At 37.5% G+C, this 21,898-nt stretch carries 24 protein-coding genes, 1 tRNA gene, 1 other RNA gene and 1 pseudogene; 9 read left to right on the top strand and 18 right to left on the bottom strand.

What is annotated here, in order from left to right; translation table 11 throughout:
• Nucleotides 1–12: 12 nt before the first annotated feature.
• The 4 genes from NMM19_RS04315 to nrdR are packed head-to-tail and all read right to left on the bottom strand — an operon-like array spanning nucleotide 13 to nucleotide 3,263.
• Nucleotides 13–726 carry an NADPH-dependent oxidoreductase gene (locus tag NMM19_RS04315; RefSeq protein WP_178894564.1) on the bottom strand — a complete coding sequence of 238 codons (714 nt, stop codon included), beginning with the start codon at nucleotides 724–726 and terminating at the stop codon, nucleotides 13–15.
• Nucleotides 723–1,619, bottom strand: a complete 897-nt coding sequence (gene dnaI / locus NMM19_RS04310) for a primosomal protein DnaI (RefSeq protein ID WP_178894563.1) — start codon at nucleotides 1,617–1,619, stop codon at nucleotides 723–725. The genes NMM19_RS04315 and dnaI overlap by 4 nt, the downstream gene beginning before the upstream one ends.
• Nucleotides 1,620–2,789, bottom strand: coding sequence for a DNA helicase (locus tag NMM19_RS04305; RefSeq protein WP_178894562.1), 1,170 nt, complete (start codon nucleotides 2,787–2,789; stop codon nucleotides 1,620–1,622). It lies immediately after the preceding gene.
• Nucleotides 2,790–3,263: a transcriptional regulator NrdR gene (gene nrdR, locus NMM19_RS04300; protein ID WP_004250782.1), complete on the bottom strand. Its 474-nt coding sequence runs from the start codon at nucleotides 3,261–3,263 to the stop codon at nucleotides 2,790–2,792.
• A 142-nt stretch (nucleotides 3,264–3,405) separates the two neighbouring features.
• On the opposite strand from nrdR, the gene NMM19_RS04295 reads away from it, so the two are divergent.
• Genes NMM19_RS04295 through NMM19_RS04285 form a run of 3 tightly spaced genes read left to right on the top strand, consistent with a single transcriptional unit; the run spans nucleotide 3,406 to nucleotide 5,217 of the window.
• Complete coding sequence (locus NMM19_RS04295; protein ID WP_006149409.1) at nucleotides 3,406–3,771, top strand: GntR family transcriptional regulator; 366 nt, start codon at nucleotides 3,406–3,408, stop codon at nucleotides 3,769–3,771.
• A gap of 3 nt (nucleotides 3,772–3,774) precedes the next feature.
• Complete coding sequence (locus NMM19_RS04290) at nucleotides 3,775–4,470, top strand: ABC transporter ATP-binding protein (protein ID WP_178894561.1); 696 nt, start codon at nucleotides 3,775–3,777, stop codon at nucleotides 4,468–4,470.
• Between the two features lie 15 nt (nucleotides 4,471–4,485).
• Nucleotides 4,486–5,217, top strand: coding sequence for a hypothetical protein (locus NMM19_RS04285; protein ID WP_178894560.1), 732 nt, complete (start codon nucleotides 4,486–4,488; stop codon nucleotides 5,215–5,217).
• Between the two features lie 69 nt (nucleotides 5,218–5,286).
• On the opposite strand, the gene NMM19_RS04280 is transcribed toward NMM19_RS04285, so the two are convergent.
• Nucleotides 5,287–5,982 (bottom strand): LrgB family protein, encoded by a 696-nt coding sequence (locus NMM19_RS04280; RefSeq protein ID WP_178894559.1) that lies wholly within the window; start codon nucleotides 5,980–5,982, stop codon nucleotides 5,287–5,289.
• On the bottom strand, nucleotides 5,979–6,353 hold the full coding sequence (locus NMM19_RS04275) for a CidA/LrgA family protein (RefSeq protein ID WP_178894558.1): 375 nt from the start codon (nucleotides 6,351–6,353) through the stop codon (nucleotides 5,979–5,981). Before NMM19_RS04275 ends, NMM19_RS04280 begins: the two co-directional genes overlap by 4 nt.
• 181 nt (nucleotides 6,354–6,534) lie before the next feature.
• Between NMM19_RS04275 and NMM19_RS04270 the strand changes: the two genes are divergently transcribed.
• From NMM19_RS04270 to trxA, 3 genes are all read left to right on the top strand, one after another.
• The gene (locus NMM19_RS04270) at nucleotides 6,535–6,915 is read left to right on the top strand and encodes a MarR family winged helix-turn-helix transcriptional regulator (RefSeq protein WP_178894557.1); all 381 of its coding nucleotides are present in this window, start codon (nucleotides 6,535–6,537) and stop codon (nucleotides 6,913–6,915) included.
• A gap of 94 nt (nucleotides 6,916–7,009) precedes the next feature.
• Complete coding sequence (locus tag NMM19_RS04265; RefSeq protein ID WP_178894556.1) at nucleotides 7,010–7,231, top strand: DUF4649 family protein; 222 nt, start codon at nucleotides 7,010–7,012, stop codon at nucleotides 7,229–7,231.
• A 14-nt stretch (nucleotides 7,232–7,245) separates the two neighbouring features.
• Nucleotides 7,246–7,560: a thioredoxin gene (gene trxA, locus NMM19_RS04260; protein ID WP_001029584.1), complete on the top strand. Its 315-nt coding sequence runs from the start codon at nucleotides 7,246–7,248 to the stop codon at nucleotides 7,558–7,560.
• A gap of 89 nt (nucleotides 7,561–7,649) precedes the next feature.
• Here trxA and NMM19_RS04255 read toward each other — a convergent pair whose 3' ends face one another.
• The 8 genes from NMM19_RS04255 to NMM19_RS04220 all read right to left on the bottom strand — a co-directional run bounded on the left by NMM19_RS04255 (nucleotide 7,650) and on the right by NMM19_RS04220 (nucleotide 17,511).
• The gene (locus NMM19_RS04255; RefSeq protein ID WP_178894555.1) at nucleotides 7,650–8,318 is read right to left on the bottom strand and encodes an MIP/aquaporin family protein; all 669 of its coding nucleotides are present in this window, start codon (nucleotides 8,316–8,318) and stop codon (nucleotides 7,650–7,652) included.
• Between the two features lie 412 nt (nucleotides 8,319–8,730).
• On the bottom strand, nucleotides 8,731–13,077 hold the full coding sequence (locus NMM19_RS04250; protein WP_178894554.1) for a DUF4011 domain-containing protein: 4,347 nt from the start codon (nucleotides 13,075–13,077) through the stop codon (nucleotides 8,731–8,733).
• A 133-nt stretch (nucleotides 13,078–13,210) separates the two neighbouring features.
• A complete protein-coding gene (locus tag NMM19_RS04245; protein WP_178894553.1) occupies nucleotides 13,211–13,957 on the bottom strand; it encodes a 16S rRNA (uracil(1498)-N(3))-methyltransferase in 747 nt (248 codons plus the stop codon).
• Nucleotide 13,958: 1 nt separating this feature from the next.
• A complete protein-coding gene (gene prmA / locus NMM19_RS04240) occupies nucleotides 13,959–14,909 on the bottom strand; it encodes a 50S ribosomal protein L11 methyltransferase (RefSeq protein ID WP_178894552.1) in 951 nt (316 codons plus the stop codon).
• Between the two features lie 12 nt (nucleotides 14,910–14,921).
• Nucleotides 14,922–15,941, bottom strand: a complete 1,020-nt coding sequence (locus NMM19_RS04235; RefSeq protein WP_178894551.1) for an AbiH family protein — start codon at nucleotides 15,939–15,941, stop codon at nucleotides 14,922–14,924.
• 20 nt (nucleotides 15,942–15,961) lie between these two features.
• Nucleotides 15,962–16,396: an NUDIX hydrolase gene (locus NMM19_RS04230; RefSeq protein WP_178894550.1), complete on the bottom strand. Its 435-nt coding sequence runs from the start codon at nucleotides 16,394–16,396 to the stop codon at nucleotides 15,962–15,964.
• Nucleotides 16,397–16,442: 46 nt separating this feature from the next.
• A complete protein-coding gene (locus tag NMM19_RS04225) occupies nucleotides 16,443–16,985 on the bottom strand; it encodes a hypothetical protein (protein WP_254730115.1) in 543 nt (180 codons plus the stop codon).
• Nucleotides 16,986–17,040: 55 nt separating this feature from the next.
• Nucleotides 17,041–17,511 (bottom strand): DUF3013 family protein, encoded by a 471-nt coding sequence (locus tag NMM19_RS04220; protein WP_178894549.1) that lies wholly within the window; start codon nucleotides 17,509–17,511, stop codon nucleotides 17,041–17,043.
• A gap of 115 nt (nucleotides 17,512–17,626) precedes the next feature.
• On the opposite strand from NMM19_RS04220, the gene NMM19_RS04215 reads away from it, so the two are divergent.
• The 3 genes from NMM19_RS04215 (at nucleotide 17,627) to NMM19_RS04205 (ending at nucleotide 19,234) form a co-directional block, all read left to right on the top strand.
• Entirely contained in the window at nucleotides 17,627–18,898 is a 1,272-nt protein-coding gene (locus tag NMM19_RS04215) for a replication-associated recombination protein A (RefSeq protein ID WP_178894548.1), read from the top strand.
• A 66-nt stretch (nucleotides 18,899–18,964) separates the two neighbouring features.
• Nucleotides 18,965–19,158: non-coding RNA, 6S RNA (gene ssrS, locus NMM19_RS04210), on the top strand.
• 3 nt (nucleotides 19,159–19,161) lie between these two features.
• Nucleotides 19,162–19,234 (top strand) — tRNA-Lys (locus NMM19_RS04205).
• An 86-nt stretch (nucleotides 19,235–19,320) separates the two neighbouring features.
• Here the strand turns inward: NMM19_RS04205 and NMM19_RS04200 are convergent.
• The 4 genes and pseudogenes from NMM19_RS04200 to NMM19_RS08395 form a co-directional block, all read right to left on the bottom strand.
• Nucleotides 19,321–20,460, bottom strand: coding sequence for a site-specific integrase (locus NMM19_RS04200; protein WP_254730112.1), 1,140 nt, complete (start codon nucleotides 20,458–20,460; stop codon nucleotides 19,321–19,323).
• A gap of 1 nt (nucleotide 20,461) precedes the next feature.
• Nucleotides 20,462–20,650, bottom strand: coding sequence for a DUF3173 domain-containing protein (locus tag NMM19_RS04195; RefSeq protein WP_000369785.1), 189 nt, complete (start codon nucleotides 20,648–20,650; stop codon nucleotides 20,462–20,464).
• Nucleotides 20,651–20,661: 11 nt separating this feature from the next.
• Entirely contained in the window at nucleotides 20,662–21,639 is a 978-nt protein-coding gene (locus NMM19_RS04190) for a replication initiation factor domain-containing protein (protein ID WP_254730110.1), read from the bottom strand.
• A gap of 45 nt (nucleotides 21,640–21,684) precedes the next feature.
• Nucleotides 21,685–21,868 (bottom strand): annotated as a pseudogene (locus tag NMM19_RS08395) (hypothetical protein).
• Nucleotides 21,869–21,898: the final 30 nt, after the last annotated feature.

Genomic DNA, 21,898 nt, shown 5'->3' with positions numbered 1-21,898 from the left:
TTTTCTCACTTTCTACAATAAGTTCTTTTGTTCAAGATTTTCTCTAGTCGAGCTTGGTTCAGGCTGACCGAATTGCTCCGCAAGACGCTGACTCCAAGTGGTAGTCGCACGCGCTCCTGCGTATTCAGTCTGCACACGGTCATAAGCTTCAATAGCCTCAGCTGTTTGTTCTTGGTATTCTTCCTCAAAAACAACTTGCTCGAGTGGCAATCTTGGTTTCACGTCATGTTTTTGGTTAGGTACACCCAGTGCAATCCCAAAAACAGGATAAGTATAGTCAGGAAGCTTGAACAATTCTGCTAACTCAGCAGATTTGTAACGCACCAATCCAATAATTACCCCACCGTAACCTAGACTCTCTGCAGCCAGCAAGGTATTTTGCCCAGCAAGTGCAGCATCCACAGATGTAATCAAGAGACCTTCCACACCTTGTGGTTGGAAAGTATCTGTATGGAGACGAGCTCCTTTTTCTGCACGGTTTAAATCACCAACAAAGAGCAAGAATGCTGCTGATTGACGAATAGCTTCCTGAGGAACTAGTTCATACAGAGCATCTTTCTTCTCTTGACTTCTTACTAAAATCACTGAATAAGATTGGAAATTTTTCCAAGTTGAAGCCATTTGGGCAGCCTTTAAAATCTCATTCAAGTCCTCTTGAGGAATCTCTTGCTCCTTAAATCTGCGCACTGATGAGTGGCTTTGCATTAATTTAATCGTTTCTGTCATCGACGATTTTCTCCTTCTAATCTTGTTTCCTCTGCTAAATAACGGATACGCTCCATGACACGTCTAGCTTCCCAAGTTTCATCATTTCCGTTCTTGCCTTTTGCAAAATGTTTTTCCAAATCTTCAAAATTGAAGTTGGAAGTGAAAAAGGTCGGTAAATCTTCCTGCATACGATACTGAAGAATCACTTGCAAGATTTCATCACGGACCCACGGTGTTGATTGTTCAGCACCAATATCATCCAAAATCAAAACTTCAGCTTGCTTAATCTCATCCACCAAAGTCTTAACATTTCCATCACCAATAGCATTTTTGACATCAATAACAAAGCTCGGATAATGGAGAAGAGTTGATGAAACACCACGTTTTTCTGACAAGTCATGTGCTAGGGCAGCGACCATAAAGCTCTTTCCTACACCAAAGTCTCCATAAAGATAAAGACCTTTTCGTATGCTAGGAAAATCTTCAACAAAACCTAATAGTTTTTCAAAGACTGGTAGACGTCCTAAATCATCCAAATCAACTTGGGCTAAACTAGCTTTTTTAAGACTAGCTGGTAGATTGATCAGTCTTAGGCGGTTTTTAATAGCAGCTTCTTTTTCTGCAGCGATTAGTTCTGGAGTCTCTTCATAAGCGACATCTGCATATCCATGATTCATGACAAGAATCGGCTTATAACCTCGCGCCACATAGTCTGTATCTCCGCGAAGGAACTTATCACGCTCGGTGATATATTGGTTGAACTTAGAGATACTACGATTCAATTCCTCTTGACTGAGGGATTTCTTCTGGATAAAAGTCGCAACGTCAGGATCTTTCACGATTTGCTGGACTAAATCCTGATACTGAAAACGGCTCGGCTGACCTTTTAGCACGTCTCCTACACTTTCCATCTAGTCTCCTCCTTTTTCTAATCGGGCTAACATTTCTTTTTTCTTACGCTCTAATTCCAAACGAGTTTCTTCGCTTGTCTCATTCCTATATTCTGGATTGCTCCATTTAGGGACATTGTTTTTCACTGGAGCTGTCTTAGCTGATTTCTGCGCCTGCCCTTTTTGATTTTTCTCTCGAATCCTAAGTACTGCCTCTTCAGCAGAACGAATCTTGTTATAAGAGTAATCATTGGCCACTTTCATGGCATATTTTTCATTGAGATTGGCCGAATCAACCTTGTTGAAGGTCAATAGTATAACGACATTGATAACTTCATCAAGCAAGCCTAGGTCTGCCATCTGTTTTAGCAAATCGCGTTCGGCTTGGATAATTCCAGCATTTCGGGTTTGTTTGATTCCCGCTAAAAATTCTAGGGCCGTTTTACTTTTAGCTTCTCGGATAATGGTCGCTTCTTGAGGACTAAAATCCGACGAAACTGGTTTTTGCGCTAATTTTTCACGCATGCGCTTGACAGAAACAACTTGTGAAACTGCTGTTGATTTGGCCAATTGATAAGTCTCAAACCAGGTCCATTTTTTCTCATCAGCAATTTTAAACAACTCCAAGACATCTGACTGTTCATCTTGGAAACGGAGATTATCTCTCGCCATGAGCTGACGAAAATGCTCCAAATCAAAATCATTTTTAAAATCAGCTTTTACTGGTGTCTCATCATGACTAGCCAATTCTTCTATCTCTGGAAAGGCCTGACTCAAAGGAACGGCCAAAGGCTCTCCATCTGCCTGCTCTTGGCGCAAATCAGAAACTGCTGGTTCACCGATTTTTTTCTCCAATAAGGTACGATAAACCGTATGACGCAAGAAATCTGAGCCAGAAAGCGTTGGATGAATAGCAAGTTCATAGACGTCACCCTTTTGATAGAGGGTAATCAGGTTGAAGGCTGATAAGATTTTAAAGGCTTTTAAAAGCCTGTCCATCCCAAAATTGAGATGGTTGAGAATAGCTGCAAACAGGTGTTCTTTTTGTCCATCATCCCAAAAAGCTAAGGTATAAAGGTAAAGACTCAGCGCATCCTGACCGATAATCGGGAGGTAGCACTGCACCAAAGTTGTGGGATCTTGCGACACCCGATTATTCTTTAGAAAAGAAAAACGATCATTAGGCTTCATTTATTTTTCCTTTTTCTTCTTTGAAGATTGCGTAATTTGTTTGAGAAGATTTTCGAGCTCACTCACGTCCTTAAAGCTACGATAGACACTAGCGAAACGAACATATGTGATTTCGTCGAGTTCAGCTAACTCTTCCATGACGAGCGAACCAATATCTTCGCTCTGAATTTCATTATCATTGCGACTGAGGAGTTTTTGTTCGATACGATTGACTACCATGCCAATCTCATCACTAGACACCGGACGTTTTTGAGCCGAACGAATAATCCCGTTAAAGATTTTATCTCTGGAGAACTGCTCCCGTGTACCATCCTTCTTGACCACAACCAGCGTTCTCTCTTCTACACGTTCATAGGTCGTAAAACGATGCTGACATTCTTCACACTCACGTCTTCTTCTAATCGTATTTCCTTCTTCAGCCTGACGGCTATCGATAACACTTGATTTAGTAGCGCCACATTTTGGACAACGCATGCCTTCCCCTCCTTGTCGTTTTCTTTTCATTATATCATTTTTTAAGCAATTCCCAAAATAATTCTCCTTTTAGCTTGACAAGTTTTTTGTTTAGTTGTATTATTTAAGTGATACAAAAAGAAATTGTAGAAAGGAGACTGTGATGTCCTGGACATTTGATAACAACAAACCCATTTATTTGCAGATAATGGATAAAATCAAACTGCAAATCGTTTCCCATAAACTAGAACCCAACCAACAACTGCCAACTGTCAGAGAACTGGCTAGCGAGGCTGGCGTCAATCCTAATACCATCCAACGTGCCCTATCAGATCTAGAAAGAGAAGGCTTCGTATACACCAAGCGGACTGCAGGTCGTTTTGTCACCGAGGACTTGGACCTAATCCTCCAATCCCGTAAGCAACTATCTGAAGAACAACTGCAGCAATTTGTAACAGGCATGGTAGAATTTGGCTATGAAAAAGAAGAACTACCAACTGTTTTGAGAGATTATATTGAAGGAGTTTAGACTATGACCTTGTTAACATTTGAAAATGTTTCAAAATTCTATGGAGCAAGCCCTGCTCTTCAAAATGTTTCCCTTGAAATCCCAGCCGGAAAGATTGTTGGACTCCTTGGCCCAAACGGTTCTGGAAAGACAACCTTGATTAAACTAATCAATGGCTTGTTACAACCTGATGGTGGGCGCATTCTTATCAACGATATGGAACCAAGCCCAGCAACTAAGGCTATCGTTTCTTATCTACCTGATACGACCTATCTCAACGAACAGATGAAAGTCAAAGAAGCTCTTACCTTTTTCAAGACCTTCTATAAAGATTTCAATCTCGAACGTGCTCAAGGTCTTCTTCGTGACCTTGGTATCGATGAGAATAGCCGTTTCAAGAAACTCTCAAAAGGGAATAAAGAAAAAGTTCAGTTGATCCTTGTCATGAGTCGTGATGCTCGTCTATACATCCTTGACGAACCTATCGGAGGAGTCGATCCTGCAGCTCGTGACTATATCTTGAACACCATCATCAACAACTACTCTCCAACTTCGACTGTCTTGATTTCAACTCACTTGATTTCAGACATCGAACCAATATTGGATGAGATTGTCTTCCTCAAGGATGGAAAAGTTGTCCGTCAAGGAAATGTGGATGATATTCGCTACGAATCAGGAGAGTCTATCGACCAGCTCTTCCGTCACGAATTCAAAGCCTAGATAAAGGAGATTCTTATGTTTTGGAATTTAGTTCGTTATGAATTTAAAAATGTCAACAAATGGTTTTTAGCCCTCTACGCTGCTGTACTATCCCTATCTGTCATTATAGGAATTCAGGGCAGTACCCTCTCAAGCACCTATTATCAAGACAAGGGCGTTGTCATGTTAGTCTTTCTATCTCTGGTTTTTGGGGGTCTGGTTATTACTTTGGGTATCTCAACCTTGATCTTGATTATTCAACGATTTAAAGGAAGCGTATATGATCGTCGTGGCTATCTAACACTAACCCTTCCAGTATCTGAACACCAGATTCTTTCCTCTAAACTCCTTGGAGCCTTTGTTTGGTCTTTGACAAGTACACTGGTCTTTCTTTTTAGTCTTTACATCATCATATCCATGATTCAACCAGACGTCTTAATATCCAACTTTGCCGAGTTTATTCTCAAAAATTATCAAGATGATTTCTGGTTAGCCTTGATTTCCTATATCGTTAACACTCTTGCAAGTATCCTTTGTATCTACTTTTCTATCTCTATCGGTCAACTCTTTAATGAATACCGTACAGCTCTTGCGGTTGTCGCCTACATCGCTATCCAAATAGTCCTTGGTTTTATCACTCTAAATCTTCGCATCGATTTCGACTACAATTGGGTATTATCCTTTGAAATTTTCAAGGACTTAATCCTTAGCGTCGGCTTCTATCTCGGCACCTACTATATCTTAAAGAACAAAGTAAACTTACAATAATGAATGAATCCCCTAGCAAATAAAGCTAGGGGCTTCTTTTTACACAAAGAAATATAACATTATTATTTTTTAGCTCAATATCAAACCTGCTACGATGGGACTGACAAATACGTAGAGAATACCGGTGACACCGATAGCCAGGCCACCCATAGCCCCCGCAACAGCTCCATAGCGAAAAGCTGTCCCAGTCCCAACTGCGTGACCCGTTCCTCCAAGAGCAAGACCAACAGCTACTGGGTCGTCTATTTTTAGCCATTTTAAAAGTGTTGGTCCAATAACGCTGGTCAAAATCCCAGTTGCTACCACAACTACCAAAGTGATTGTCGCTATCCCTTGTAGCTTATCCGTAATTCCAACTGCCATGGCCGTCGTTACAGACTTTGGGAAAAGCGAAATCGCCAAGAAGAAATCCATACCGAAAAATTTTGCAACTAAAGCTGTAAAAATGGTATTCACAATGACTGCTAAAAAACTCCCAAGTAAAATACTTCTAACATGGTGCTTCATGAGGTGAAAACTTTTATAGAGAGGAATCCCGAGTGCTACTGTCGAAGGTACAATCAAGTTATTCAGATAAACCCCACCTTGATAATAGGCAGCGTAAGAAATACCAGTCAATTTCAGAAAAGCGATGATAAACAAGGTTGCTAGCAGCAAGGGAGTCGTCAGAGGATGAGGATATCGTCTAAAGATAATCATGCCCCCGAGATAGGCCAGGATAGACAAGGCTATCCCAAAAAGTGGATTGGATACAAATTCGCTCATTTGGCACCTCTTTCTTCGTAATCACCTTCATAACGCTTTTTGATAAACTGAACGACCAACGCAATCAAGATAATATTGATAACTGCTGCAAAAAAGACAATCAAGACAATGGGCAATAAATAGGGAGCAATCACATCAAATTTCTCCATAATCCCAACTGCAGGAGGCAAAAATAGAATAGTCATATTAGCCAGGAGAAAATTCCCAACCATGTTGACATGACGTACCCGCAACCACTTGAACTGCAAGGCTAAAAATAAAATAATCAAACCAATAATGCTTCCAGGGATAGGCAAATGGAAAAAGATAGAGATTCCCTCACCAATCAGTGAAATGACAAAGAGAATCATTAACTGAACATATAACTTCATCGTTTACTCCACAAATAGACTTTCTGCATACCAGTTTACTACTTTTTCAGAAAATTTCAAGGAAATACACAAGAAACATCCTTCTTGCTATCTCATCTAAAAAGTTGTATACTAATTGCGTGCGCAAGCATCTTAGATCTATAAAGCTATTTACAACTATTATATAGGAAAGGAGATTGATGTGACTTACTTAGATAAGTGGTTTGACTTCAACCGCCGACAAGTAGAATTAGAAGCTATTTTAGAGCAAACGATCGCTGAGCAAAGCGAACAAAGTCTAACGCTCAAAGAATTCTACCTCTTGCACTTTTTAAATCAGGCTCAAGAAAAATCTTTGAGACAGATCGACCTGCCTGACAAACTCCATCTGAGCCCAAGTGCTGTCTCACGGATGGTGGCACGCCTAGAAACCAAAAACTGTGCTTTACTGAGTCGGAGATGTTGTGACCAGGATAAGCGAGCCAGTTTTATCTGCCTCACTAGTGAGGGCCAGACGACTCTTGCTTATCTACAAAAAGCAGTCGAAGAAAGTCTTGAAACAAAAGCAGACTGGTTGTTCTAAATTTTTCAAAAAAACTTGCGTGCGCAATCAATTTTATTGACATTTCTTTTTCCAAGGAGTAAAATGAAGACATGATTTAGCAAAGGAGAATCCTATGATTGAAATCACTTATCTGGATGCCAGCAAGCAAGAGAGAACAATGACCTTCGATTCATACGAAGAATTTGAACGTTCTCAACATGCCTGCCTGATTGGTGTCGCAGACTATTACCCTGTCCAAAAACTAACCTACAAGGGCCATGTTCTGGACTACCATGGGACTTATGGAGATGTTTTCTTCTATCTCATGAAACAAGATTTAAGCCAATATAACTAAAAAGGAGAAATACTATGGCAAAAGCAATTACAGATGCAACATTTGAACAAGAAACAAAAGACGGATTGGTCTTGGTAGACTTCTGGGCAACTTGGTGTGGTCCATGTCGTATGCAAGGTCCAATCTTGGACAAATTATCTGAAGAACTTTCAGAAGATGTCTTGAAAATCGTTAAAATGGACGTTGATGAAAACCCAAATACAGCTCGTTCATTTGGTATCATGTCTATCCCTACTCTACTCTTCAAGAAAGATGGCCAAGTTGTCAAACAAGTTGCAGGTGTCCACACTGCAGAACAAATCAAAGCAATCGTTGCTGAATTGAGTTAATTATAAAATCCCTCACCTCTTATCGTGGGGGATTTTAATATATAAAAAACCTACTCTCCTGTATGAAGAGTAGGTTTTTTGAGTTTCAATTATTCTTCAGTTCCAAGGAAGTTTTTAGCAACAAGAGCTGCAAGAACTCCACCAACGATTGGTGCAAGGATGAAAATCCAAACTTGTTGAAGGGCTGCGCCACCTACCAATACAGCAGGAGCCAAGCTACGAGCTGGGTTTACTGAAAGGCCAGTAATATTCAATCCAACAAGAATCAAAGCAGTCAATGACAAACCGATCACCAAACCAGCAATAGCGCCATTACCTTTGCTTGCTGAAGTCACAGTCATGATAACCAAAACAAACAAGAAAGTTGCGATTGTTTCAAACAAGAAACCACCAAATACAGTTACTCCATTTGCCAAGGCATTTTCACCAAGGCTTGCAGTTGACATACCTGAATTTGCCAAGAGGAAGAATACAGCTCCAGATGCAAGGAAAGCACCAACTACTTGACCAATGATGTAGTTTACAAGTTCTGAAGATGACAAACGTTTGTTAACAAACATAGCGATAGAAACAGCTGGGTTCAAGTGAGCACCTGAAACAGTTCCAATTGAGAAGGCTGCGACTACGATTGCTAAACCAAAAGCAAGAGCAATTCCAAGGTGTCCAAGTCCTTCAACACCATTTCCAAAAACAACAGCTCCTGTTCCGATGAACACAAGCATAAAAGTACCGATTAATTCAGCAACAAATTTTTTCATGTTAAGTCTCCTTTTTTCAAACTATGTATTAGTCTATCAGAAGAAGGAAAGGGTTTCAAGAAAAGTGCTTGGAAAATATACCAGGATACAAAGTCAAGCTTTCAGACAGGTTATCTACATTAAAAAGCCATCCGAAGATGGCTTTATACTATTTAAACCTAGAATTCTTAATTAAATACAATCAGATATAGAATGAAGTAAATAACTATCAATACTAATTCTACTGCAAGTTCAAATCTAACATCACGACCTTCAACTGCATTTTTTAAAATAGCCACAGCTAAGCCAAATATAATGATAATTAACAATCCTAAAAGCACCATTCTAAAATAACCTTCCTCTTCCTCTTTCTACACAATCTTTAATACTATACCTTCCTATACCTTCTGGATTATAGTTATTAGCACCATGCTTATCTTGTAACTGATTCTATTATTCCTCCTTTAATCACAATTCTATCATGGGCTATTAGTAATCTAAAGGCCGAACTGTAAACATCTATATAGCCTTGAGTAAGACGAAGTTTCCCAAATACCTCTTTATTAATATAGCGCATCAAATCCTTTACATTATAGCCAACAAATCTAGATGCAACTAACATAATAATATTAGATAATTCATATAAATTTTCTTCAAAGTCATAAACATCTCCATTATATCTTGGAAGATTATTTCCAACTTTAGAATCAGTAACAGTTATGAGATTAGAAGGTATTGTTTCTTCATTTTCTATCACAACATCATCTGACAACATAGAATAATTTTCTATTAATTTTTCAATGGCATTTACTAACTTATTCTTCTCATTGACATTATCGTGAATCCAAGAAGTTGACCATATCCTATAAAAATTCCAACCTTTAGACTCTAAAATTTCCTGACGTAAACGATCACGATCCCGAGCAGTTTTCGAAGAATGATAGGCTGCACCATCACATTCTATAGCTAATACATATCTCCCAGGTATATTAGGATGTATAATAGCCATATCTATTCTATATCCTGAAGCTCCTACTTGTGTGTGAACTTTATACCCTTTAGTCACTAAAAAATTATATACATTTTCTTCAAAATCGGAATCAAATTCTGGAGATTTTTGTTCTTCATGCTCTTCATAGCCAAGTAAGGCCGGGATCCCCTTCTCCGCAAATTCTAGAAAATCTCTAAAAATAATTCTATTTTCATTTGTAGTTTCTTCTATCGGAATATCTACTCCTCTAATACTAGAAATAACATGCATAGTTTCCCTAGCTCTAGATACAGCAACGTTTAATCTTCGCTCTCCTCCAGACTTTGTCAAAGGTCCAAAATTCATTCTAAGTTTACCATCTGGATTTTTACCATATCCAACACTTAAAATAACTATATCTCTTTCATCTCCTTGAACATTCTCGAGGTTCTTAACAAAGAATGATTCATGCTTCGATTCATCAAAAAATGCTTCTAATTCTGGATTTTCCTCTCTAAATTTGAATAACTTATCTTCTATAACTCGTGCTTGACTCATTCCAAAGGCAACTACACCTACAGATTTATTTGGACAATTTATTGCAATGTTTTTGATTACTTCAATAACTTTATCTGCTTCAATAGAATTTCCAAATTTCGATTCCCATACCCCGTCTGGTATAAATGTAAACTGAACATTGCTATGAATATCAGAATTGTCAGTTGGAAATGTATATAGTCTATTGTTATAAAATTTTTTATTAGAAAAAGCAATCAATGATTCATCTTTACTACGATAATGCCAATTTAAATATGTTTCAGGTATTTTTACACTAAGTTCATCTAATATAGATTCCATATCTTCAATATCAATTTCGTCATCCTTCAAATCTCCTTCGTCGTTAGAGGAATCAAAAAATGATGTTGGCGGCATTTGTTTACTATCTCCAGCTACAATAATTTGTTTTCCTCTACTTATAGCTGCAACTGCATATTCTGTCTTAACTTGAGATGCTTCGTCGAATATAACTAAATCAAATTGCCAATTGTCAATTGAAGAAAAGTAGGTACTTACGGTCAATGGAGACATCATAATACAAGGCTTTAACCTAGGTAATAAATTTGGTAAACTTTGAATAAGTTTTCTGGTTGACATCAATCTAACTTTTTTAGCAATTTCTTTTTTTAAAACTGCAATTTCACCACCAGAAATACGAATACTATCATTTACACTTGGTAATCTATCCACCAAATACTTAAATATTCTATCTCTAGCCATTGAAAAAGTAGATTTATCATGAGATTTAAAATTTTCAATACGCTCAGCTATCTCTTTTGAGGACAACTGACTAATTTTCTTATAATTAGGATTTTTTTCAAGAACAAGCATTAAGTATCTTTTTAAAAATATTGGATAAATCAAATGTGATAAAATTGGTTGTCTTTCAAGTTTTGAAATAAAATCTGATAATTTATATGTATCCAAAAGTTCGTTTTTAATCTTTTTGTAAGCAAAAAATTCATCTCGTTTAGAAAAATCTAAATCTTGTATAAAATAAATAATATCATCAATATTTCTGTTGATTGACGGAAATAATTTATAAAACTCCTGTAATGAAACATCCATTCTATGCTCATTATCTAGAAATGAACTAACTAATTTTTCCAATTCTAACCAATTAACATCTTTTTCTCCGGCAATTAATTCCTGTAGTTCTTCAACTGCTATAATCCACTTATCATCTTTATAAAAAGCCTGTTTAATTTCAAGTAACCATGAAACTCCGTTTAAAATGTTATTAATCATCTCGTCTGTATAATTATATGATTTACCTAATTTTTCATTAATTCTATTTTTAATTTCATTAATTTTGATATACAAACTATCCAATTCAATATCACTTGATTTAATTTTTAAAAGTTTTTCGAAGTTATAAATTAATTGTTCATAATCTAATTTTAATTCTTTAGTTAATAATTTATTTTTTCTAAAAATTTCTTTGTAAGTTGTTGAAAATAATCTCTTGAAGGGCGAATTATACTCATACTTAAACACCTTTAAAAGTTGTTCTATATTTTCTGTTCTTAAGAATTCTTCGTCAAAAATTTCTCGAATTTCATTTTCATTATCATTTTTAGATATTATCAAATTCTGTTGTTGATTTAATAACTTTGTTAATTCTAGAATATCTAACCTTATATCTTCTAGATTTAATGTAATCCACCTTGATGAAAAACTTCCATTCTTTTCAATCATTAATTTTTGCAACAGATGAAAACCCGCTCTCATTTCTGTTGAATTAAATGAGTTTGAAACTATACAAGAAATTCTCTGATTCAGATTTAAACTAAGATTTCTTAATTCAATTATATCCTTACATAACGTAGATAATTCTGTAATTTTTGTGAACGAAAGCTCTCCTTCATAGTTCTTCCATGAATTATTATTATATCTTGTGGAATCCGTGATATATGACTTAGCAAATTTCGTTATTATTTGCAAAAGCTGATCCATCTCATTATGGCTAAGATCCAGAATCGATTCATCTACTTCAAACAGTAAATCATCTGCTGTTATTACTGATGATAGCTTGCCTTGTAAATAATAAATTGATTGAGTTTTATTATTAGCATCATGTAAAATGTCAACGTAATCGTCTAAATCTCTCACTTCTTCATCAAGTCTTGAATACAAGTATAAATTTTCATCTTTAAATTTATAGGATTTTTCAGAAAGTAATAACGCACTCTGTAACTGATTTCTTATTTCTCCCTTCTTTTGTTTCGTATTATGCAGAGTAAGTACAAAATCTGATAGACCTTGATGCTGTAATTTCTTATATACAACATCTAAAGCCGCCTGCTTCTCTGAAACAAATAGAACCTTTCTTCCCATTCCTAGTTGTTCAGCAATAATATTTGTTATTGTTTGAGATTTCCCTGTCCCTGGTGGTCCTTGAAGAACAAAACTGTCTCCTCTCCTCGCCCTACTAATTGCTTCTTGTTGACTTGAATCTGCATCCAGTATCTGTAACCTACTAATGGAAGGTTCTTTTCTTAGATTAATCTCTTTGTTATAACCTTCAAAGAGTTGATCAACTTCATCAGTTTGTTCTCCTGATATTGCTTTTATAAAAGGATTATTACGAAGATTATCTTTATTTCTTTCTAAATCTTTTTGAATAACTAAATTTTGAAAATTGAAAGTATCAATGACAATAGTTTCATTTATAGTCCAATCGAAATCTGAAATTTGTCGTTTAAAATAGTCTAAAGCATCTCTTATATGAGAAAAATCATAATAACTATCAATAATTACACCAAAATCATCAAAAAGCTTTTTGCTTATTACTGGATTAACAACAATATCTTCATCATTTTTAATGGTAATCTCTATAGGAGAAGATAAGTTTTCACGTACAATCTTTATAGGAACTAAAACAAGAGGAGATTCTAGTTTTTTATCAAAATAGTTTGACTCTCCCCACTCTAGCATACCGAAAGCTGCATAACCTATATTAAACCCAAGCTCGTCTTCTGCTTCTTTAATTTGTTTTCGTATATATTCAAGTTTCCTATTTCGACTTCTGATAAATTCATCTTCTTGAGAATTACTACTATCTTTAAAAACAAAACCATTCCCATTTACCAATTTATCAAATAACTCTTCTATATCACCGTCTGGTTTATATGTTCCCGCTTTACGAACTTTATAATTTAACAGTCTATTTCTTCTTGATAAATCTAATAATTTTTTATTCCATAGGTCAAATTTCTGTTCAAAAATTCCTGTAGTTTTTACTTCTTCCATAATTCCTAATAATCTCCAATTATAAATTTAATTAGTAATGTTATTTAAACATAATTACCTATAGATATTTCCAAATTTTTATTAATGAATTTTTTAAAAATTAGAAATGAAATATAGAAAAATTATCAAGTATTCATTTTCTAACTAACTCTAGAATAACACTAACTGCTCCCAAGGCATAAAGTGGTGCTGTTTCTGTTCTTAGAATACGAGGCCCAAGTCCTGCAAGGACTGCTCCTTTAGCCTGGAAGCTTTCAACTTCTGCAGGTGAAAGACCTCCTTCTGGTCCAAAGATAAAGAGCAGTTTAGCTCCTTTTTCAAGACTAGTAATAGCCTGGATAAGAGCAGCTGATTCTCCTTCTTTTGCTGACTCTTCATAGGCTACCACAATGCGGTCAAACTGGTCCAGTTGGGCTAGAAAGTCAGACTTTTTTTCAAAAAGAGTGATACTTGGGACAAGGTTTCGCTTACTTTGTTCTGCTGCTCCGAGGGCGATTTTTTCTAACTTCTCAACCTTTTTGCCCAATTTCTTGCCATCCCATTTGGAAACTGACCAATCGGCAGGGAAGGCCCAGATTTGACTAGCTCCGAGCTCTGTCACTTTTTGAGTGATGAACTCCAGCTTGTCCCCCTTGGGAAAACCTGATGCGATGGTCACTTGGACTGGCAGTTCCACATTGTCTACTAATTCCTCAATCAGCTCCAACTGACGTGCCTCTACATTGACCACGCGCGCCAAGCGCTTAATCCCATCATCAAAGACTAGAGTCACCTCATCGTCTTCTTTCAGGCGCATGACCTGAAACATGTGCTTGCTAGTCTCTTTGTCCTCAATGGTGACAGGCGAGACAGGCAAGCCTTTTACAAAATACTGCTGCATGTTAGCCTCCAATCACACCAGGGATATCTTTGGTTTTCTTGAAGACGCAGGCATTCCATTCCCCTTGAATCATGTGGGTTTCAAGGAAAAATCCAGCTGCTTCTGCTGATTCACGTACCATATTCCACTTGTCCTTGATAATGCCACTCATGATCAGGTAACCTTCGTCCTTGACCAAACGATAGGCATCATCCGTCAGATGAATGAGGATATCCGCCAAGATATTAGCAACGATGACATCTGCCTCAATCTCCACACCCTTAAGCAAATCTCCTGGGGCTACATGGATGTTTTCCATGCTCGGGTTGAGCTCAATATTTTCCTGAGCGACGCGAACCGCCACATCATCCAAGTCATAGGCGAAGATTTCCTTGGCACCCAGAAGCGAGCTAGCAATAGAAAGGACGCCTGAACCTGTCCCTACATCTAGCACCGTTTCCCCACCGCGAAGAACCTGCTCCAAGGCAAAAAGACTCATCTTGGTCGTTGGGTGAGTTCCTGTCCCAAAGGCCATCCCTGGATCTAGTTTGATAATCTTTTCTCCAGCAGTCGCCTCGTAGTCTGTCCATGACGGCACGATAGTCAAGTCATGAGTGATGCGAGCTGGTTCATAGTATTTCTTCCAGTTGTCAGCCCAGTCTTCCTCAGCCAAGGCTGTCGTGCCAATCTTAACCTCACCCAGATCCATAAAGTCGGTCAATTCTGCCAGACGAGCCTGCAAATCAGTCTCCACTGTCGCTACATCAACCGTATCAGGATAGTAGGCGGTCACCACAATTTCTTCTTGTTGCTCGACCTCTGGGAAAATTTCACCGAAGCGGTCCACATTTCCCACATAGTCCATGCTGTCTTCAATCGCAACACCTTGGGCACCTAGTTCAATCAAAAGATTGGAAACTAATTCCTCCCCCTCACGTTTCACTGTTACTTTTAACTCTTGCCATGTTTCCATTTTGTATTGTGCTTACCTTTCCATCAGGTTAAAAATAGTCTTTCCAATAACAACAATAAGATTATCTCTTAATTTCTTCTCTAACTCTAAATCAATACCACTATTCTGTATGAATTTATCTTCTACTTTTCTATATAAACGTTTCACCTTAGTGGGGTTTCCGGGATCAAACTTAGGCACATAATGATAAATTATGACAGGAACAGAACTGCTGATTGATCTTTCAGCAATCTGACTCCAGATATACTTATCAGTCTCTCCCAAAGAAACCCCATAAAGAATAATAATATCAGAGTTTTTAATAATATCACTATTTTTCACATCCATATTTTCTCTATAGTTCTTCAAAACTAAGTTTTTTACGAGGGATTCTTTTTGTTCTTCTTCAAAACTATTTGAAATTTGTGTTTCATCGCTAACTCCTAAAACAGTACAGATATCTACTGTCCCATGTGCATGAATCGGAGATTTAATATGAAAATTATAATCACTAGTTCTTAATTTGTTTACAAAAGATTTTCCAGATCTATCGTATAATCTATCTAACACATTTGTATAGTTAAGGGTTAATATATTCACGATGTCGTGTTGATATAGATTTTCTTTAAATTTTTTATCAATAGTAGATTGATTTAATACAGGGAGAGAATTTTTCAAATCATTTAGAGTACTTTCAAAGTCAATTACAATACCTTCCTCAAGATTTTGCTCTTGTTGTAATCGTAGATATTCTCTTAAATCGTCGACTACCTCACTAAAATCGTCTATAAATTTCTCCTTCATTTCTATACTTGAGGAGATGAAGTCGTGATCTTTTGTTAATTGGCCTATTGAATATTCAAAATCTGACCAATTTTCATAATTATTTTCTTTATCAGAGAATAGAGATTCATAAATTAAATTTGAATATTCTTCCTCGTTCTCTTTCCTACTTATGTAAGCCTTATTTTGAAATTCATAAAAATCCTTATATCTTGTTTTCAAACCATATTGCAAGTCCAAACCATTTCCAACTATATAAGTAATATTCATATCTTTAAATTTTACCCTCTCTAATAACTTTCCTCCAAATAATCCCTCAATCTCCCCTGTAACTGAGGCACTGCTTGTTTAGAATTGGGAAATTCCTCAATGCTCATCAGTTTGTAAGCCTGTCCTTCATCTCCAAAGTTGATCTTGTCAAACTGATTCTGACTTATCTGACCGACCATAAAGACAGACTGCCGACCTTCAAAGAGCATGCTGGGATAGACCTTGCTCCAGAGCAGACAATCCTCATTTAAATGAATTCCCAGTTCCTCATAAACTTCACGCGCTACGCATTCAAAAGGGCTTTCGTCCCCTTCACGACCTCCACCTGGCAACTCCCACATATTGGGCCAAGGGATATTTTCCTTGTCATCACGCAAGATGGTCAGCAACTCTTCTCCACAAAATAGAGTAATTTTGCAGCCCGTAAAATCCAAGTGTTTATCCAATAATTCCATGATGACCTTTTCTTATCATAACTACTACTCTATAGAAAACCCCTAGCTAGCTTTCTTCAATCACCTTTTGGCACTCTGCATCCCAGTACGCCTGCCATCTGCCATGTTTTTTAGCAAAATAAACCGTAAACTCATCACTTACATAATCTGCAACATAGCGAAGATTAGGAGGATTTTCATCAAAACTTAATATCCAAGGATGGAAGTAAAAGGTTTTCTCCCACCTTTTCTGAGTATAGCCGAGATTCTTGGCAAACTGAGGGATAGGTTGTTGCAACTCGCTTTCCAAATGGGACTGAATGGCATTGTCAAAACTATTCAAACGAGCTAATAGTTGCTTAAACTGATCCTCCTCCTCAATTTTGAAATCACCTATGAACTCAAATTCTGCAAAGTCTATAGAAAATTCAAATAATGTGATTTTACCATCCTCAACATAGTGCCCATCTTCATCAACACAACAACGAGTTCCTGACTTCAATACTCGCTCGAAATCTAGATCCGCAAAGCGATTGCGGGGAAGAATATCAACTGACGGCTCAGTTTTAGCTGACCTTCTCCTGAAAAACTGTTTGACTTTTTCTAGCATAGTCTCCCCCTTCTCCTTGAATTCATTATTTAAAAATGTCCACTTAGAATCTTTTCTAATATCTCGGATAAGGGTAAAATTCTCCCTCTTCCAAGCCTACTTTTCCTTCTTCAAAGACTTCTTGGTTCCATTCCATGACAAATTCTTCTGCTTCTGGGTCTTCCAAAAAGTCCATGAGGGCATCTAGTCCAACCTCTGCAGTATCTTTGAGAAATAGTGCAAAATAAGCTAAGAATTCACGAGAAAAACCTTTTTTGGGCAGGTAAGGGATGACTGTCAAATAGTCTTCTGCATTAACTGTTGACTTGGCAGGGTTATAAAAAAGCACTGCTTCTTCAAAAAGGATATCATCTGACGAAACCTCTCCGTACTCATCCAGCATCTCCACCCCTGCAGGATTTTGTGCCTCTAATAGAAAACTCACTTCAACCGCATGATTGCGCTTATCCCAACTAATCTCATAATCAAAAGGAAAGTTCTTGTCCAACTCTTCTTGTAAAACATCTAAAAATCCGTATGTTGCCATTTTGTCCTCTTTCTATACGACTCTTAAATCGCCCCGAATACTCGGAAATATGCTAAAATAGATACTACCATATTACCACATATACATCAGAAAATCCATGTTAGAAAGGACTGCTATGCCAGACAATCTCGCACTTCGTATGCGCCCAAAAACCATCGACCAGGTTATCGGTCAGGAGCATCTGGTCGGCCCAGGAAAAATCATCCGTCGCATGGTGGAGGCTAACCGTCTATCATCCATGATTCTCTATGGACCTCCGGGCATCGGAAAAACCAGTATCGCTTCAGCCATCGCTGGAACGACCAAGTATGCCTTTCGAACCTTTAATGCCACTGTTGATAGTAAAAAACGTCTCCAAGAAATCGCCGAAGAAGCCAAATTCTCAGGTGGATTGGTACTACTCCTAGACGAGATTCATCGTCTCGACAAGACCAAACAAGACTTTCTCCTTCCTCTCTTGGAAAGTGGATTGGTTATCATGATTGGGGCTACTACTGAAAATCCTTTCTTTTCTGTCACCCCAGCTATCCGTAGTCGGGTTCAAATTTTTGAATTGGAACCCTTGTCTAACCAAGATGTCAAAGAAGCCATTCAAATCTCCCTGACTGATCCTGAACGAGGTTTTGATTTCCCAGTTGAGTTAGATGATGATGCCCTTGATTTTATCGCAACATCTACCAATGGAGATCTTCGTTCTGCCTTTAATTCGCTGGATTTGGCAGTTCTTTCTACTCCGGCAAATGATGACGGTATCCGCCATATTACACTCGATATCATGGAAAATAGTCTGCAGAGAAGCTACATCACCATGGATAAGGATGGAGACGGACACTACGATGTTCTCTCAGCTCTGCAGAAATCCATTCGAGGTTCGGATGTAGATGCTAGTCTCCACTATGCTGCTCGCCTGATAGAGGCTGGTGACCTACCTAGCCTGGCACGTCGTTTGACTGTGATTGCTTATGAGGATATTGGCTTGGCTAATCCCGATGCCCAGATCCATACTGTGACTGCTTTGGATGCTGCACAGAGGATTGGATTTCCAGAAGCTCGAATTCTCATTGCCAATGTCGTCATTGATCTGGCACTCTCGCCCAAGTCAAACTCAGCCTATGTGGCTATGGATAAGGCTCTGGCTGACCTCAAAACATCGGGGCACCTGCCGATTCCAAGACACCTAAGAGATGGTCACTATAGTGGAAGCAAGGAGCTCGGAAACGCCCAAAACTACCTCTATCCTCATAACTATCCTGGTCACTGGGTCAAACAAGAATACCTACCAGAAAAAATCCGTGACCATAGCTACTTTTCTGCAGAAGATAGTGGAAAATACGAACGGGCCCTGGCTCAACGCAAGGAAACCATTGATAAATTACGAAACTTGTGAAATCCTTTTCAAAAAGTTGCATTTCCCCCTTGATTTTTTTTGAAAAAGTGGTATCATATAAACATAGAAACGCTGTGGTGTACGACTTCACATTCAAGTGTTGACCGACTATTTTTTGTATTTTTAGGGAAACAAAAGACTTCTAACAGCATGTAGGCCGTCTCACACGGAAACAGCTTCAGTTAGAGCGAGTTGCCCACCTGCTTAGTTGCGCGGGTTCAATACAAACCGTGAAGTTTCGGCACCAATACAGCTTTTTATTTGCCTCCTTAGCTCAGTTGGTAGAGCAGTAGACTCTTAATCTATGGGTCGCAGGTTCGAGCCCTGCAGGGGGCATCTAAATCAACAGGAAAAAGCCTTGATTTATAAGGCTTTTTTGCTTGTCTATAACTGATTTGCCCCATCATTTGCCCCACATTTTTTTATGAGCAATCTTTCCAGACATCTCTAATTTGATTAAATTCTTCAAAAATTTTCTCTTCTAAAGTGTGTCCATATACTTCTACTAACATTGAAATATCTCTATGCCCTAGAATTTTTGCAATAACTCCAAGGTCAAATCCTTTGTGCCATAGGTAGCTTCCATAGGTATGACGTGCTCCTTTTGTCGTGATAATTGGATAAATATCTAATTCATTTAAAAGAACACTCATAGCTTTATTGACACTTGCAATATCTGGTACCAAGTGAATATATCCATAATGCTGAAAAATCATTTTATACCTATTCTTGATTCCTAGCTCTTTATTAGCCTTCTCCTGTTCAATTTTTAGAACTTGTAATATCTTAATACATTCTTCGTCTATCGGTACCATCCGAATAGACGTTTTGTTTTTTGGAGGGACAAATTTATGAGAGAGGGTATTAAACCTCCTATATGTTTTTAGCAGTCCTCTGTCAAAGTCAACTTCATTCCAAGTTAACGCTATTAACTCTCCAAACCTCATGCCTGTTTTTAGTAGAAAATAGACGATATACGGAACAATTGAACGTTGGTAATCAAATTTTCTCTTTACTGCTAAAAGTAAATCCAGATAGTCCTTTTCTGTATGTAAATATTTCTCTTCTGTCATCTGTTGTTCTTTGGATGAAAATAACTCGACATGTTGTGTAAAATCATCTATTAGAACTTTGTCGGCAATTGCCATTTGGATGCTCTGATGAATCCCAGTATTCAATCTACCAAGAAAATTTCTACCAACTGTCTGCCCATACTTATTCATAATTCTTTGGTATTCACTCGCACGAATTTGAGTGACTTTTTTATTTCCAAATAATTTTTCAATTGTGTTTTTACGGAGAAGATATTTTTTCTTTGTCTCTTCCGACCTACTACTCGGTAAAATTTTAAGTTCAAGCCATTCTTGATATAGATCGACAAGAGAAATATCTCTAGAAATTCTTTTCCCTAAACGAAGTTCTTGCAGAATCGGTTCAGCTTCTGACTCTGCAAGTTTTTTTGTTTTAAAACCGCTATTATGAACAACAGTTTTTCCTTCGTTACGAATTTCATAGGTCCATAAATTACTATCTCCTCGCTTTCGATAACGAACACTTGCCATATTAAGCCACCTCTGTTCCTAGAATCTCATTTACAACACTTTTTGGAACAACCATCAAACGTTTGCGATTATAAAATGTATAGCCTCGTGATACAAGTAATTCTCTTGCCTGATGAATGATATCATTCGCTGTATGAGGGCGATAGCCCATTTCAATTAATTCTTTGTTACTAATTAAATTATTGTCCATAGTTATCCTCCTTATTTATTTTCTAAATTCAGAAACTCGCCTACAAGTAGTTGTAATTCTGCATTTAATTTAGGGAGATTCTGTATTAATACTTCTTTTAATTCTTCCGCAAATTGGTTCGTTTCTTCTCTCAATAGTTTGCGGACTCTTGTTTTTTTCTTTTTGATGCTGTCTGATTTTAAATTTGGAAAAGCCAATGATAACAGTTCAGGATTGTTGAGAAAGATAATTGTAAATGCTCTTTGATCCACTCGAATATGTTCTAGCTTATAAAATCCGAAATTATCAAGTCGATTCATAATATCTTGGACCATTTCCTCACCAATCGCTTTGGTTCTAAGTTGGAACTCCAGTCTCCACCAAAACGGATTTACAGCCAAATCTAGCTTCTCTTCGCGCTTGTGAGCAATGATTTCTTTATTCTTATCATATAACCTAACTTGTACATTACTACCGCTAGAACCCCAATATTTCGTCTCTAATTCGCCCCCTCTACCGTAGAAGACCTTATGGGTAACACCACCTTTAATATGTTGCAAATTAACGATTTCAGGCTTGTTGAAAATGTCAAATGCCAAATCAAAACGAGACAAACGTACCGTCAATGAATTCAATCTAGCAAAGTACATTAATTGCCTCCATACTTGCATTCCATCAAATTCTTTTAAAGTATTAGGATTGAAATCAATTCGAATCAATTGTTCATTTCCATAAATGGCTAATTGGAAAAATATAATATTGATCGAATCATACTCATTAAAAACTTTAGCTAAAGTAAAGACATCATCTCGAACATTATCATATATTTCAAATGAGTCAACTTTTGCACTTATTGCCTGTTTCAGATTTTTGAAAATTCGTCTTAGGGAACCCGTGTCTGTATCCCAGATAACCGTTAATCTATCAATACTGACATCTAACCGCTGTACTAATTCTCCTACATCACATCGTTCTTGAATGCTTCTTAAATCTTGTATAGAAACCAACAAAATTGTCCCCCCTTCTTTTAGATTTTTTAGGCCTCAGAAACACCGTCAAATCAACGTTTGCTCGTTCCGTCGTTCTTTGGGCGTTGCCCTAAGTGTACCTTTTTGCTGGCTGTTAGAATAGCCAGCTTTTACTTGGCTAGAAATTGTCTGGACGGCCAGTCTGCAGGACTTCGCCTGACTTCCCGTCAGGCTCGTCCCTTGACCTTGTCCACACAATTTCTAGCACCAAGGATTTGAATAGTCATAAGTCATAGTCTCG

The organism is Streptococcus sp. CF8_St5-17, assembly GCF_024295665.1.
Lineage (GTDB): Bacteria > Bacillota > Bacilli > Lactobacillales > Streptococcaceae > Streptococcus.
The sequence above is the reverse complement of the archived record's forward strand: the minus strand, read 5'-3'. Positions and strand labels throughout refer to the sequence as shown.

Coding starts and splice junctions, on each gene's coding strand:
- NMM19_RS04315 (WP_178894564.1), bottom strand. CDS start 726: ATGACAGAAACGATTAAATTAATGCAAAGCCACTCATCAGTGCGCAGA.
- dnaI (WP_178894563.1), bottom strand. CDS start 1,619: ATGGAAAGTGTAGGAGACGTGCTAAAAGGTCAGCCGAGCCGTTTTCAG.
- NMM19_RS04305 (WP_178894562.1), bottom strand. CDS start 2,789: ATGAAGCCTAATGATCGTTTTTCTTTTCTAAAGAATAATCGGGTGTCG.
- nrdR (WP_004250782.1), bottom strand. CDS start 3,263: ATGCGTTGTCCAAAATGTGGCGCTACTAAATCAAGTGTTATCGATAGC.
- NMM19_RS04295 (WP_006149409.1), top strand. CDS start 3,406: ATGTCCTGGACATTTGATAACAACAAACCCATTTATTTGCAGATAATG.
- NMM19_RS04290 (WP_178894561.1), top strand. CDS start 3,775: ATGACCTTGTTAACATTTGAAAATGTTTCAAAATTCTATGGAGCAAGC.
- NMM19_RS04285 (WP_178894560.1), top strand. CDS start 4,486: ATGTTTTGGAATTTAGTTCGTTATGAATTTAAAAATGTCAACAAATGG.
- NMM19_RS04280 (WP_178894559.1), bottom strand. CDS start 5,982: ATGAGCGAATTTGTATCCAATCCACTTTTTGGGATAGCCTTGTCTATC.
- NMM19_RS04275 (WP_178894558.1), bottom strand. CDS start 6,353: ATGAAGTTATATGTTCAGTTAATGATTCTCTTTGTCATTTCACTGATT.
- NMM19_RS04265 (WP_178894556.1), top strand. CDS start 7,010: ATGATTGAAATCACTTATCTGGATGCCAGCAAGCAAGAGAGAACAATG.
- trxA (WP_001029584.1), top strand. CDS start 7,246: ATGGCAAAAGCAATTACAGATGCAACATTTGAACAAGAAACAAAAGAC.
- NMM19_RS04255 (WP_178894555.1), bottom strand. CDS start 8,318: ATGAAAAAATTTGTTGCTGAATTAATCGGTACTTTTATGCTTGTGTTC.
- NMM19_RS04250 (WP_178894554.1), bottom strand. CDS start 13,077: ATGGAAGAAGTAAAAACTACAGGAATTTTTGAACAGAAATTTGACCTA.
- NMM19_RS04245 (WP_178894553.1), bottom strand. CDS start 13,957: ATGCAGCAGTATTTTGTAAAAGGCTTGCCTGTCTCGCCTGTCACCATT.
- prmA (WP_178894552.1), bottom strand. CDS start 14,909: ATGGAAACATGGCAAGAGTTAAAAGTAACAGTGAAACGTGAGGGGGAG.
- NMM19_RS04235 (WP_178894551.1), bottom strand. CDS start 15,941: ATGAATATTACTTATATAGTTGGAAATGGTTTGGACTTGCAATATGGT.
- NMM19_RS04230 (WP_178894550.1), bottom strand. CDS start 16,396: ATGGAATTATTGGATAAACACTTGGATTTTACGGGCTGCAAAATTACT.
- NMM19_RS04225 (WP_254730115.1), bottom strand. CDS start 16,985: ATGCTAGAAAAAGTCAAACAGTTTTTCAGGAGAAGGTCAGCTAAAACT.
- NMM19_RS04220 (WP_178894549.1), bottom strand. CDS start 17,511: ATGGCAACATACGGATTTTTAGATGTTTTACAAGAAGAGTTGGACAAG.
- NMM19_RS04215 (WP_178894548.1), top strand. CDS start 17,627: ATGCCAGACAATCTCGCACTTCGTATGCGCCCAAAAACCATCGACCAG.
- NMM19_RS04200 (WP_254730112.1), bottom strand. CDS start 20,460: ATGGCAAGTGTTCGTTATCGAAAGCGAGGAGATAGTAATTTATGGACC.
- NMM19_RS04195 (WP_000369785.1), bottom strand. CDS start 20,650: ATGGACAATAATTTAATTAGTAACAAAGAATTAATTGAAATGGGCTAT.